We start from the raw sequence: 11,815 nt of genomic DNA on the forward strand, positions 1-11,815 counted from the left end.
TAAGACTCAAGTATTCGCTTCACTCTCCTATTCGTCCAATCGAACTTTTTTTCAAACCTATAAATTTAACTTTGCCTATTGGGCGACTGGCAGTCTGGCGTGCTTGGCCAACAAGGCGATCAGTCGCTGAGCCGCTGGGGAAACATAGCCGCTGTCTCGGTAAGTGACGACCATCCGACGGCGCATGGTTGCACCACGTACCTTTACTTCACGCAGCCCTGCACCAGAACTGCCCTCCTGGAGGTGCAATCGGGAGATGAAGCTCAGCAAGCCTGTTTCAGCGATCAGCGTGGGCAGCATCAGCAACATCGTGCTTTCTACCTGGACGATCGGGCGTGGCAGATGGTGTCGGTCGAACGTTTGGTCCAACCAATCGCGGATGGGTGCACCTTGCGGCTGCAATACCCATTTGTAGTCTGTGAGGTCACTCAGTGTTACCCGAGGCCTCGAGAACAACTCATGACTCGAAATCGCGGCCACAACAAGCTGGTCTTCAGCCAACAAACGCGAAGTGAGTCCCGGTTCGCTGGGGGCATCTGTGCCGACAAGAAGATCAATGTCTCCGCTACGCAGCAGCGGGGCAAGGACGTCGCCAAGTGCGACCGTCGTTTGTATCGTCACACCAGGTGCTTCTGCAAGCAAGTCCCGTGCTGCGGGCGGCAACAGAAACTGCGCCGCAGTAGGGACAATTCCGAGTTTGACGTGACCCGATACTCCCTGACCAATGTCTCCAATTTCGCGGTGAGCGCTCTCGATGTCAAACCGAGTCCGTTGAGCCCACTTCAATAGCGTATGCCCCGCTGTAGTCAACCGAATTCCTCGGCCGGCCTTTTCTAACAGCGTGGCCCCGCACGCATCCTCCAGACGTCGAACGCAACTCGTAAGAGCTGGTTGAGTCTTGTGCAAGCGCTCGGCAGCTCTGCCCATGTGCTCAAGTTCAGCAATGACTTCAAAGTACTTCAAATCCCGCAAGTCCACGTGAATCCCTTTAGTTCAATCTATGTTCAGTGGCATCGTCGTGCGCAGACTAGCAATGCCGGTAACGACAAGAGGCGAACCACTTGCCGCGACGCCCATTGAAAGTTTAGCGGCGTAGATAGTTGCCGGCGATATCACCTAACCAAGGCGGGCGTAGTGTTCGGAAAAAGGACAGCGTTGATTCTTGGTCGTTGAGCGTCGGAGTTTCGGAGACCATGTTGCTCAACGGAATGGTTCTGTTGGTCGACTCGAGTCTTTCGGAGCGCCACCGTTTGGGTACACGGCGAACCAAACGATCGAGTGACTGATCCTGAGGGTGGAGGCGCCGATCAAGCCAAACGGCGCTCAGCGGCTGGTTTTGGTGATTCCGGCGCCTCACAGGCACAGGGGCGTGAATGGCTCAGTTCAGCCTAGCTGTAGTTCGTAGATGCACTGCGGTTGTCTGCTTCTGGCCGAACTCAGTCGGTCACGACCAGTAGACCGGTCAGCCACAACCGCACAGGCGGTCAATTCAACAGGAATACGCATGAGTCGACCACAGACTCTAGATTGAGTGTTCGAACGACTAACGCTAACGCTACCGCGATCCCTCCTTAGAGCTCACGAAATTCGATGTTCGTGCAGCGACTTCTAACACTCACAACTACTAACTCAACAATGTGGACCTCTATGTCCACAGGCCGGTAAGATGGAAGAATCCTCCTCTTCATCTAGCTGGCTTCGCCCCAGGCGGCAAATCCGCCTAGGGAAAACTCAGTCCTAAATGAGTCCCGGTAGAGCACAAGTAAAGTCTCCTAGCCATACCAGAGCAACTACTATTATTTGGGAGTTGCAAGTTAAGCCTGCTTCCTAAAGCCTGTGTTCTATGCTCGCCTTGTCCTAATAACGCGCTTACCATCAGGTAGTAGTCAATGAATGTGGACAAATTTTCGTGCAACCACGACAGTCGGGTTGCTGTTCAGAGGCTTGTCGAGTTCTACGAAGGGCTGACAGGAGAACATCTACAACGGCTTGACGCGTACTATGCGGTGGATGCCTACTTCAAAGATCCCTTCAACGAAGTTCGTGGGGTGGCAGCGATCGCCAGCATTTTTGAACACATGTTTTCCTCGTTGCAGGAGCCACACTTTGTAGTTACCCAGACTCTGGTGCAAGGCCATCGCGCATTTCTGGAATGGGAGTTCCGTTTTCGGCTGGGTCACTGGCGATCCGAGGTTGAGCAGTGCATTCGCGGCGCTTCTTCTGTTTGCTTCGATTGCGAAGGCCGCGTAACACACCACCGTGATTACTGGGACACCGCAGAAGAGTTGTACGAGAAATTGCCGTTGCTTGGGGTCTTGATGCGCTGGTTGCGCCGTAGGGTTTCGGCGCCTGCAAAGTCAGTACACACGAATGGCTCTGCATCCTAGCAATTGGCGTTAGAGGCGATCTTTGCCACGATGGCAAGAGATGGCTTTCCCACCATCAATATCGTCCGAATCTTCCGAACCCTAAAGCAAAGAGAGAGCAGCGCTATCTCACGGCCAAACCATCGAAAGTCGTGCTTGTTACCCAGTCGATGATCTGGTCATGCGTGTATTGGCCTGACTCCTTGAGCAATGCAACGACCGGATCGCAGGCGCGCGCGAACAGAGTGTAGAGTACTAGTTCAGCGGGTAGTCGCAATTGCAAATGACCACCTGTCTGGGCTTCGGTAATCCACGTACTGAGCCTATTGCTCAACGCAATGAGTCGATCCATGTACTCGTCGTTCGATTGCAATGAGGCGCTGAGACTCGAATTTTGCGCCGGAAGTGAGGGCATTTGTCCTTCCAGTTGCGTTTGCATAGCCCACCGCACGACTGCTTTGAGCTGATCCAGCGCAGGAGTGCTCTGACCGGATTCGGCTACCTGCTCGGCCTCTCGGCGCAAGCCATCCACAAAACTCAAAGCACGATCCAGCACGCCGACCATCGCTGCGCCGGCTAGCTCTTCTTTGGAAGTAAACAACTTGTACAGACTGGCCTTGGCGACTCCTGCTTCAGCAGCGACCTCATCCACCGTCATCGCGTCGTAGCCCTTAGTCGCCAAAAGGCGGTTCACCGCCGCCACGACAGCCTCTTCCCGTACACGTTGAATTTGTTCTTTGATTGTTGACCGAGCGTTCATAGCCAACATTTTAGGACGCACAAGATCATCTTGCACACCAGGTAGTGCAAATTTGAAACTTAAGGTTTATAGTGTGAACTAAGCAGTTCAAGATTTGATCTTTTCGGTTTTCTTGAGTGTTCACCCAATACTTCAAGGAGCTTTCATGCCTCGTATAGCTGTTATCGGTTCGGGTATATCCGGTCTGGCCGCCGCATTTCGTCTGGCTACCACCCAAGCATCGCACGGCGTTTGCTTAATCGAAGCGACCAGCCATTTCGGCGGACATGCCAACACGTTAGAGCTCTGCCTTGATGATGTAAGCCATGGCGTAGATACAGGATTCCTAGTATTCAATCATCGTACCTACCCCATGCTCACGCAGCTGTTTAGTGAACTCAATGTGGAAACGGCACCTTCCGAGATGTCTTTTTCAGTTCAAGTTCCCAGCGTCGATGGCAGGTGCGGACTTGAGTGGAGCGGAAGCTCCTTAGGAGGAGTTTTCGCTCAACGCAGAAATCTGCTGCGTCCCCGCTTTATCGGCATGCTGCTCGAGATCTTGCGCTTCAACCGCCTGACCACAGATATCGCAGAACGCCAGATCGAGGCACAGCTCAATACGTCAATAGAGGACTTTCTGGACCAGCATGGCTTCGGTAAAGCGTTTCGCAGCGACTATCTGCTGCCCATGATTGGATGCATCTGGTCCTGCCCTACGGATCAGATGCTGCGCTTTCCCGTCGCCACCTTGATTCGCTTTTGCCACAACCATGGTCTGATCCAGGTCACACATCGGCCTCAGTGGTACACCGTGCGCGGCGGTTCTCAGCAATACGTGCGTCGCGTGATTGCCCGAATTAAGCAGGATGGTCGCCATGAAACCAGATTGGATACCCCAGTGCTGAGTTTGAAGCGCGATATGCATGGGGTCATGCTGCAGATGCCCCATGGGTCGGAGCATTTTGATGCGGTTGTTTTGGCCTGCCACAGTGACCAGGCGTTGCGTTTGCTGGGTCAAGATGCGACACCGTTGGAGCGTGCAGTGCTAGGTGGAATTCGATACCAGCCCAATGAAGCAGTTCTGCATACCGATACAGCCGTGCTGCCGCAACGCCAGGCAGCCTGGGCGGCCTGGAACTATGAACGTGCACCCTCCCTCAGCGCAGAGAATGCCGGTGTCTGTCTGCACTATCTGATCAACCGTTTACAGCCCCTGCCTTGGCAGCAACCCGTACTGGTTTCACTGAATCCGACTCGACCAGTTGCCGACAACAAAGTTCATGCGCGTATTCAGTACAGCCACCCTGTTTTCGACCAGGCTGCGATCTTTGCACAACAGCGTGTTGGTGAGTTACAAGGTAGGCGCAATACTTGGTTTTGTGGCGCTTGGTGTGGCTATGGGTTTCATGAAGATGGCTTACGCTCAGGTCTCGAAGCTGCCGATGGAGTGCTCCACTCTCTGAGCCACACACAGCAACCAGTGCTCCCAGGGGCCATCTTGGAGGAAGCTCTATGAGCGTTCCTCCTCTGATTGGCTTTGGCCATATCTGGCATCGCCGGCTTCGGCCAGTCGAGCATGCATTCCGTTACCCCGGATATTTTCTACTGCTTCCCATGCGAAGCCTGCGTGAGCATCCGGTTGCAGTGCTGCGGCGCAATCGGCGCGGCTGGCTCAGCTTTCATGACAGCGATCATGGCGACGGCAGCTGCGACTCTTTGGCCTGGTTCGAAAAGCTGTTGCAGGAAGAAGGTATCCGGGATGCAGATGGAGAAATCTGGCTGCATACCTTTCCCCGCGTGCTGGGCTATGCCTTCAAGCCGGTGAGTTTCTGGTACGCACACCGAGCAGATGGCACGCTGGCAGCAATCCTGGCCGAGGTCAACAACACCTTTGGTGAGCGTCATGCCTATCTTCTCGCAGGACCTCAGCTCGCCTGGGATTGCGAGCATGTGGCGCACAAGTGCTTTCATGTCTCACCATTTTGCGAGACCCAGGGAGAGTATCGCTTCCGCTTCAAACGCAGTGAAAGCACCAATCTGGCGCTCGTGGATCTCTACGACGAGACAGGGCCGCTGCTGCGCACGGGCGTCGAAGGGACACTGCATCCCTTGAACACCTCCACAGTGCGCCAGGCTTTCTTCGGCACGCCGCTGATGACACTCGGAGTCATCTTCCGCATCCACTGGCAGGCACTCCGCCTTTGGGCGAAGCGGCTTCCTTTCCATCGCAAACCACCTGCGCCCAAGCGCTTTGTAACACGATGAACACGACCACTGTCCCCCTACTGAGCAAGTCCGCCGGTTCAACGCGCTCCCTGCCACGCAGCGCCAGTCGCGTCATGAAGCTGTTGGAGCATTTGCCGCACGGCCAACTGGATTTGCAATTGCCTGATGGACGAGTGCGCCATTTCCCGAAGCAGATCACAGCGGAAGCAGATGCACGCTGTGCAATCCAGCACTGGGAAGCTTTGGACCGCATCCTGAGCTCGGGCGATATCGGGCTGGCCGAGGGCTATATCGAGGGCCAATGGGACAGCTCTGACCTCAGTGCCCTGTTGCGTCTTTGCATCAGCAATCGCGATCACCTGGAGCAACTGGTGTACGGCCACTGGTGGGGTCGCCTGGGCTTCAGGCTGCGCCACCTGCTTCGCCGCAATACGCGGGCGGGCAGCGCCAAAAACATTCATGCCCACTATGACCTGGGTAACGATTTTTATCGGCTGTGGCTGGATCCCACCATGAGCTACAGCTCTGCCTGGTTCGAAGGGCTCAGCGGTACGCCCTTGCAAGCGACCGACCTGGAGCAGGCACAGCGCTCCAAAATAAGACGTGCCTTGAGTGAGACAGGACTCCAGCCTGGTCAGCGCCTGCTGGAAATCGGCTGTGGCTGGGGGGCGCTGGCAGAGACGGCCGCCACGCAATTTGGCGCGCAGGTGACCGGCGTCACCTTGTCGCGCGAGCAGCTGCAGTGGGGCATGCAGCGCATCACACAAGCAGGCTTGCAGGCACAGGTCGACCTGCGTTACCAGGATTACCGGGATCTGGCGGCTGAACATGCAACACAGCCCTTTGATGCCATTGTGTCCATCGAGATGTTCGAGGCTGTCGGGCATGAATACTGGCGTACTTATTTCCAGGCGTTACGCGACTGCCTCAAGCCCGGCGGCTACGCTTGCCTGCAATCCATCACCCTGCGCGAAGACCTGTTTGCGCGCTATCTGCACTCCACCGACTTCATCCAGCAGTTCATTTTCCCAGGCGGTCTGTTACCGAGCGTTACGGCCTTCGAGCAAGAGGCCCAACGCGCCGGCCTGACGGTGGAAAAGAAGATGCGCTTTGGCAAGGACTATGCCGAAACGCTCAGACGCTGGCGTCACGCCTTTGAGCAGCGCCTTGATGAGGTGCGAAGCCTGGGCTTCGATGAGCGCTTTGTGCGCATTTGGAGGTTTTACCTGGCCTATTGCGAAGCGGCCTTTGATACGGGCAACACCGATGTGGTCCAGTTCACTTTGCGCAGGCCTGACCATGCATGACATTCGACGGCGCCAAGCCCTGGTCTGGAGCGTCAGCCTTCTTGCTCCCACTATGACTCTAATGACCAACAACCTCTTGGCAGCTACGCCTGCCGCCCCTGCGGAGCTGCGCTCCACCCTGCCCTCGGCGCGCCTGATCGGAAGCGGCGTGCTGCGCTTTTTTGGCCTGCGGGTCTACGAGGCCCGTCTCTGGGCGCAGGCGGACTTCGAGCCGACGGACTATGCACGCCAGCCGTTCGCGTTGGAGCTGGTCTATGACCGCAAGCTGGAGGGTGAGGCCATCGCCGAGCGATCGGTGGCCGAGATGCGGCGCGTGGGCAGCTTCTCCGAAGCACAGGCACGCCAGTGGCTGCTGATGATGAAGCAGGCCTTTCCTGATGTCGCTGCGCAGGATCGACTGCTGGGCTTGACTGACGGAGCCGGCGATGTGAGCTTTTTCCACAATGGACGCGAAACCGCACGCCTGCAGGATGCAGAGTACGCGCGCCTGTTTTTTGGCATCTGGCTGTCTGATCAGACTTCGGCGCCTGGCCTACGCGCTGCGCTGCTGGGCAAGCGCTGAGGAGACAAAGACCATGCCCTCCCCCAGCTCAGCTCCATCCAAGCCGCTGCCCTGGCGTGTGGGGCTCGCTTATGGAGGTCTCGGGGTGCCGCTGGCATTTGTGTCGCTGCCGCTGTATGTCAACCTGCCTCATCACTATGCAGTGGCCGCCGGGGTGCCCTTGGCTGGCCTGGGGGCGGTACTGCTTGCCACCCGCGCTCTGGACGCGGTGCTCGACCCAGCCCTGGGACGCATGGCCGATCGCCTGCTGGAGAGCGGGCTGCGTGCCGCATGGCTGGCCGCGGTGCTGGGCAGCGTGCTCATGGCATTGGGCTTCGCTGCGCTGTGGCATCCTCCAAACGCCAGCCAGGCTGGTCTACTGGGCTGGCTGGCTGCCAGCCTGCTGCTCTGCACTCTGGCCTATAGCGCCGTGAGCATCTTGCACCAGGCCTGGGGCACGCGCTGGGGCGGCGAGCCCGACTGGCGCGCGCGCGTGACGGCCTGGCGCGAAGGCGCCACCCTCGCTGGCGTGCTGCTGGCTAGCGTGCTGCCTACCTGGCTGGGTTTTGATTCCACCAGCCTGGTGCTCATGATGGCGCTTGTCCTGGGCTTGCTAGGGCTGCATAGCCTGCAACGGTCCAGTGCGATACCGGCGTCCACCGTGCAACTGCACACCAAGCCTGCTATGCCCTCACCATGGGCGGACGCAAGTTTTCGCAGATTGCTATCTGTATTCATGCTCAACGGCGTGGCAGCAGCAATACCCGCCACACTGCTGCCGTTCTTCGTGATGGATCGCTTGCATGCGCCGGATCTGCAGCCACTACTTCTATTGTGCTATTTCGGTGCCGCCGCTGCGGGATTGCCACTGTGGGTGAAGGCTGTCTCGCGCTGGGGGCTGGCGCCCAGTTGGCGCGCCGGCATGCTGGCGAGCGTGGTCGCATTTTCCATCACCCCCTGGCTCGGGGCCGGCGACAGCTGGATCTTCACCATCATCTGTCTGACAAGCGGATTGGCCCTCGGGGCAGATCTGGCGCTGCCTGGGGCTTTACTGACCGGCGTCATCCACGAGTCTGGCCAAGGAGGCTCTGCAGAGGGACGCTATCTAGGTTGGTGGGCCTGTGCTGCCAAGCTCAATCTGGCATTGGCAGCTGGACTGTGCCTGCCGCTTCTTGCCGCAATGGGATACCGCAGCGGCACGACCGACCCTGCCGGCTTGCAGGCACTGGCATGGGCATATGGAGGCCTTCCCTGCCTGTTCAAACTGATGGCCTGGGCTTGCCTGTGGCGTGGCGAGCGCCTGCACCAATCTTGGAGACTGAAATGAAATCCATGACAAGTACTTTCTCATTCCTGCCTTGGCGCCGCGCCGCAATAGGACTGACGTTTATGGGAATGCTGGCCGGCTGCGCGGGTCCGTCTGTGCAGGAATATGCCCAGGAGCGCCCAGAACTGGATCTGCGTCAATACTTCAACGGACCATTGACCGCTCACGGCTTGTTCACGGACAGATCCGGAAAAGTTGTCAAGCGCTTCACCGTGCGCATGACAGGCAAATGGAACGGCGACGAAGGTGTGCTCGACGAGCACTTTGTCTACAGCGACGGCAGCACGCAGCAACGCATCTGGCACCTGAAGTATCTGGGTGATGGCCGCTATAGCGGAAACGCAGACGACGTGGTGGGGCAGGCTCAGGGCCAGACGGCTGGCAACGCCTTCCGTTGGAACTATGTGCTGGCCCTGCCAGTGAACGGCAAGGTCTGGAACGTGAGTATGGATGACTGGATGTATCTGATGGATTCGCGGACCATGCTCAACCGTGCTGTCATGAGCAAATTCGGTGTTCACCTGGGCGATGTGACTCTGTCCTTCATCAAGGAGTAAGTGCGATGTCGCTGCTGCACGCAAGGCTCAATCCGCCGCTGTCCCACTGGCAAGGGAAATGTGCCTGGATAGTCGGCGCTTCTTCAGGCATAGGGCGAGCCACCTCAGAGGCCCTACATGCGCAAGGCGCTCGGGTCATCGTATCGGCCAGAGATGCAGTTGCCCTGCATTCCTTGACCCTTGGCCGCAGCGGCTTTCTGGTCCTGCCGCTGGATGTCACCCAGCCCGAGACCATGGCTGAGGCCACTGCGACGGTGAAAGCTTATGCAGGGGCGTTGGATCTGGTACTGTATTGCGCAGGCAGGTACAGACCGCAACGCGCGACAGCCTTCGACCTGCTTGAGATGAAGCAGCATCTGGCGGTCAACTATGTCGGTGCCCTGCAACTGCTGGACGCTGTCATACCGATGCTGTTGGACGCAGGACGTGGTCACCTGGCTCTGGTCGGCAGTGTAGCCGGTTACCGGGGACTACCCATGTCGCTGGCCTATGGCCCCACCAAAGCCGCACTCAACAACTTGGCAGAGAACCTCTATCTGGATCTGCACCCTCGGGGCTTGGGCGTCTCCATCATCAACCCCGGTTTTGTCGATACCCCGTTAACGGCACAAAACAGCTTCAAGATGCCAGCCCTCATCAGCTCTGAAGAAGCGGCTCAGCATATCTTGCGCGGCTGGAAGCTTGGGCATTTTGAAATGAACTTTCCCCGTCGCTTCACCCGCTGGGTAAAGCTCATGCGCTGCCTGCCCGACAGCTGGTATTTCTCGGCGGTACGTCGTGTCACCGGAATGTGATCTCACCCGCAGCCGTCTGCAATTCAAGTGCGCATACGCCGATGCACTGTTGCCATTCAGCCTGAATCTCGTACAGCAGAGCCTGCCGTGGTCTCTGTTTACTTCAGCTTTATGCATATTTCAAGAAGCTCTTTCATGCGCGCTACAGCGCTAGCGGCCGTCTTTGTAGGGACCCAGCTGGCTTTATTGGGCTGCGCCGTATCTGTACCTCGTGGGGTGGATCCGGTGAGCCATTTCGATATCAACCGCTATCTTGGAACTTGGTATGAGCTGGCCCGCATTGATCACCACTTTGAGAAAAATCTGATCCAAGTGGCAGCACGTTATCAGCTCAACGCGGATGGCAGCATTTCCGTGCTGAATCGAGGATTTGACGCACGCAAGCAGGAATGGCGCGAAGCCGAGGGGAAAGCCCAATTTTTAGGACCCTCCAATGTAGCGGCACTGAAAGTCTCGTTTTTTGGCCCGTTTTACGGCGGCTATAACGTTGTCAGCCTAGACGACGAATACCAGACCTCTCTGGTCATAGGCGGTAGCCTGGATTACTTTTGGCTGCTGTCGCGCCAGAAGTCCATCCCAGAGGAGCAACTTCATTTGCTGCTGCTAAAGGCTCAAAGTCTCGGCGTAGATCTCAGTCGTGTAATCCGGGTGCCCCAATAGCGCCCATTGCCGCCAGGTACAAGCATTTTCAAACGACTTTGAAGTTCGCACCGCGGCCTTTTGCATCGCAGTGAGCCGACTCATTCGTGCCAGTCACAGATAGTCAACCTCAGCCAGACACTCCATTGAAATGATGACTTCTCACCCTACAGCGGGCAGCACCGCCCACTGCATTGCCATCATTGGCGCCGGTACGGCAGGGCTCAGCGGTGCACAGTTCTTGGCCCATGCCGGGCACCAGGTGCATGTGTTTGACAAAAGCCGTGGTCCTTCGGGGCGCATGAGCACGCGTCGCCGCAGCGATAGCGATGCGAACTGGCAGTGCGATCATGGCGCCCAGTACTTCACGGCGCACGATGCGGATTTCCGCGCTCAGGTAGCAACGTGGGAACAAGCCGGGGCTGTAGCTTCATGGTCCGCCCGCATCGGCAGCTACGATGGGCAAAGCTTCATGCTTCAAACCAGCGCCGGGCAGCGCTTTGTCGGCACTCCGCGCATGACCTCGCTTGCTGCACATTCGGTGCGCTGCATGACGGATAGTCCCAACCCGGTACGCTTTCAATGGCAATCCACCATCGAGCCATTGCAGGCCGATACGGGCGATGGCTGGCTGCTGCGCAGCCTCGAGCACGGCATCGAGTCCCTGCGCTACCAAACCTTACTGCTGGCTGTGCCCGCACCGCAGGCCGCGCAGTTGCTGGCTGGCGTGTCTTCTGAAGCCACCACTCTGTCAAACAATACCCGGATGCGCGCCTGCTGGTCGGTTATGGTGCGCTGCGCCCAGCCGGTGCCACTGCCGGTGGACGGCTGCTTGGTCGAGCACAGCCCCCTGCACTGGATTGCGCGCGACAGCAGCAAGCCCGGGCGCATCGGCCCCGAAACCTGGCTGTTGCACGCCAGCGGCAGATGGAGCGAGGCACATGTGGAAGACGACGCAGCCTCGGTAACAACTGTCCTGTTAAAGGCCTTTGCGAAACTGGGCGGCCCCGATCCGGCCAGCGTGCAGGCGACGGCCCACCGCTGGCGCTATGCCGACACGGCCAACCCGCTGAACATGGGCTCCTGGTGGGACGCGGCTGCCAGTTTGGGGATGTGCGGTGACTGGCTGCACAACGGCACCGTGGAAGGCGCCTGGCTCAGCGGCATCAGCTTGGCCCGCCATGTCCATATGGCACTGCTCGCCCATGCCGGATAAACTTACTGGAAGCGCACTATGCACCACACTGCCAACTAAGCCCTGCCCGTGCTGGGGGTACCCGTTTGCCTGACGCAAAAAGTGGGCCCAGATGTGGGAATAG

Annotated in this window: 12 protein-coding genes; 10 read left to right on the top strand and 2 right to left on the bottom strand. The window is 58.0% G+C overall.

Annotated elements, in window-relative coordinates; genetic code table 11:
- Positions 1-75: 75 nt before the first annotated feature.
- Positions 76-963 (bottom strand): LysR family transcriptional regulator, encoded by an 888-nt coding sequence (locus tag CSE6_RS21955; RefSeq protein WP_238585768.1) that lies wholly within the window; start codon positions 961-963, stop codon positions 76-78.
- Positions 964-1,889: 926 nt separating this feature from the next.
- On the opposite strand from CSE6_RS21955, the gene CSE6_RS21960 reads away from it, so the two are divergent.
- Positions 1,890-2,387, top strand: coding sequence for a nuclear transport factor 2 family protein (locus CSE6_RS21960; protein WP_012838024.1), 498 nt, complete (start codon positions 1,890-1,892; stop codon positions 2,385-2,387).
- 103 nt (positions 2,388-2,490) lie between these two features.
- Here CSE6_RS21960 and CSE6_RS21965 read toward each other — a convergent pair whose 3' ends face one another.
- Positions 2,491-3,126 carry a TetR/AcrR family transcriptional regulator gene (locus CSE6_RS21965; protein ID WP_034408419.1) on the bottom strand — a complete coding sequence of 212 codons (636 nt, stop codon included), beginning with the start codon at positions 3,124-3,126 and terminating at the stop codon, positions 2,491-2,493.
- Between the two features lie 145 nt (positions 3,127-3,271).
- Here CSE6_RS21965 and CSE6_RS21970 point away from each other — a divergent pair, with 145 nt between their 5' ends.
- The 9 genes from CSE6_RS21970 to CSE6_RS22010 all read left to right on the top strand — a co-directional run bounded on the left by CSE6_RS21970 (position 3,272) and on the right by CSE6_RS22010 (position 11,712).
- Positions 3,272-4,621: an NAD(P)/FAD-dependent oxidoreductase gene (locus tag CSE6_RS21970; protein ID WP_045840212.1), complete on the top strand. Its 1,350-nt coding sequence runs from the start codon at positions 3,272-3,274 to the stop codon at positions 4,619-4,621.
- On the top strand, positions 4,618-5,370 hold the full coding sequence (locus CSE6_RS21975; RefSeq protein ID WP_012838021.1) for a DUF1365 domain-containing protein: 753 nt from the start codon (positions 4,618-4,620) through the stop codon (positions 5,368-5,370). Before CSE6_RS21970 ends, CSE6_RS21975 begins: the two co-directional genes overlap by 4 nt.
- Positions 5,367-6,638, top strand: coding sequence for a cyclopropane-fatty-acyl-phospholipid synthase family protein (locus tag CSE6_RS21980; protein ID WP_045840211.1), 1,272 nt, complete (start codon positions 5,367-5,369; stop codon positions 6,636-6,638). Before CSE6_RS21975 ends, CSE6_RS21980 begins: the two co-directional genes overlap by 4 nt.
- Positions 6,631-7,200: a chalcone isomerase family protein gene (locus CSE6_RS21985; RefSeq protein ID WP_174447123.1), complete on the top strand. Its 570-nt coding sequence runs from the start codon at positions 6,631-6,633 to the stop codon at positions 7,198-7,200. The genes CSE6_RS21980 and CSE6_RS21985 overlap by 8 nt, the downstream gene beginning before the upstream one ends.
- A 13-nt stretch (positions 7,201-7,213) precedes the next feature.
- Complete coding sequence (locus CSE6_RS21990) at positions 7,214-8,506, top strand: MFS transporter (protein ID WP_034408400.1); 1,293 nt, start codon at positions 7,214-7,216, stop codon at positions 8,504-8,506.
- Positions 8,503-9,063 (top strand): DUF3833 domain-containing protein, encoded by a 561-nt coding sequence (locus tag CSE6_RS21995; RefSeq protein ID WP_012838017.1) that lies wholly within the window; start codon positions 8,503-8,505, stop codon positions 9,061-9,063. Before CSE6_RS21990 ends, CSE6_RS21995 begins: the two co-directional genes overlap by 4 nt.
- A 5-nt stretch (positions 9,064-9,068) precedes the next feature.
- A complete protein-coding gene (locus CSE6_RS22000; RefSeq protein WP_059441488.1) occupies positions 9,069-9,857 on the top strand; it encodes an SDR family NAD(P)-dependent oxidoreductase in 789 nt (262 codons plus the stop codon).
- Positions 9,858-9,944: 87 nt separating this feature from the next.
- Complete coding sequence (locus CSE6_RS22005) at positions 9,945-10,517, top strand: lipocalin family protein (RefSeq protein WP_370545725.1); 573 nt, start codon at positions 9,945-9,947, stop codon at positions 10,515-10,517.
- Positions 10,518-10,647: 130 nt separating this feature from the next.
- Positions 10,648-11,712, top strand: coding sequence for an NAD(P)/FAD-dependent oxidoreductase (locus tag CSE6_RS22010; protein ID WP_370545726.1), 1,065 nt, complete (start codon positions 10,648-10,650; stop codon positions 11,710-11,712).
- The last annotated feature ends 103 nt before the right edge of the window (positions 11,713-11,815 follow it).

It is taken from the genome of Comamonas sp. E6, from assembly GCF_001010305.1.
Classification (GTDB): domain Bacteria; phylum Pseudomonadota; class Gammaproteobacteria; order Burkholderiales; family Burkholderiaceae_C; genus Comamonas; species Comamonas thiooxydans.

Bases quoted from the DNA above. Each gene is read 5' to 3' on its own strand.
- CSE6_RS21965 (WP_034408419.1), bottom strand. From the start codon at position 3,126: ATGAACGCTCGGTCAACAATCAAAGAACAAATTCAACGTGTACGGGAA.
- CSE6_RS21975 (WP_012838021.1), top strand. From the start codon at position 4,618: ATGAGCGTTCCTCCTCTGATTGGCTTTGGCCATATCTGGCATCGCCGG.
- CSE6_RS22000 (WP_059441488.1), top strand. From the start codon at position 9,069: ATGTCGCTGCTGCACGCAAGGCTCAATCCGCCGCTGTCCCACTGGCAA.
- CSE6_RS21960 (WP_012838024.1), top strand. From the start codon at position 1,890: ATGAATGTGGACAAATTTTCGTGCAACCACGACAGTCGGGTTGCTGTT.
- CSE6_RS21990 (WP_034408400.1), top strand. From the start codon at position 7,214: ATGCCCTCCCCCAGCTCAGCTCCATCCAAGCCGCTGCCCTGGCGTGTG.
- CSE6_RS21985 (WP_174447123.1), top strand. From the start codon at position 6,631: ATGCATGACATTCGACGGCGCCAAGCCCTGGTCTGGAGCGTCAGCCTT.
- CSE6_RS21970 (WP_045840212.1), top strand. From the start codon at position 3,272: ATGCCTCGTATAGCTGTTATCGGTTCGGGTATATCCGGTCTGGCCGCC.
- CSE6_RS21995 (WP_012838017.1), top strand. From the start codon at position 8,503: ATGAAATCCATGACAAGTACTTTCTCATTCCTGCCTTGGCGCCGCGCC.
- CSE6_RS21980 (WP_045840211.1), top strand. From the start codon at position 5,367: ATGAACACGACCACTGTCCCCCTACTGAGCAAGTCCGCCGGTTCAACG.
- CSE6_RS22010 (WP_370545726.1), top strand. From the start codon at position 10,648: ATGATGACTTCTCACCCTACAGCGGGCAGCACCGCCCACTGCATTGCC.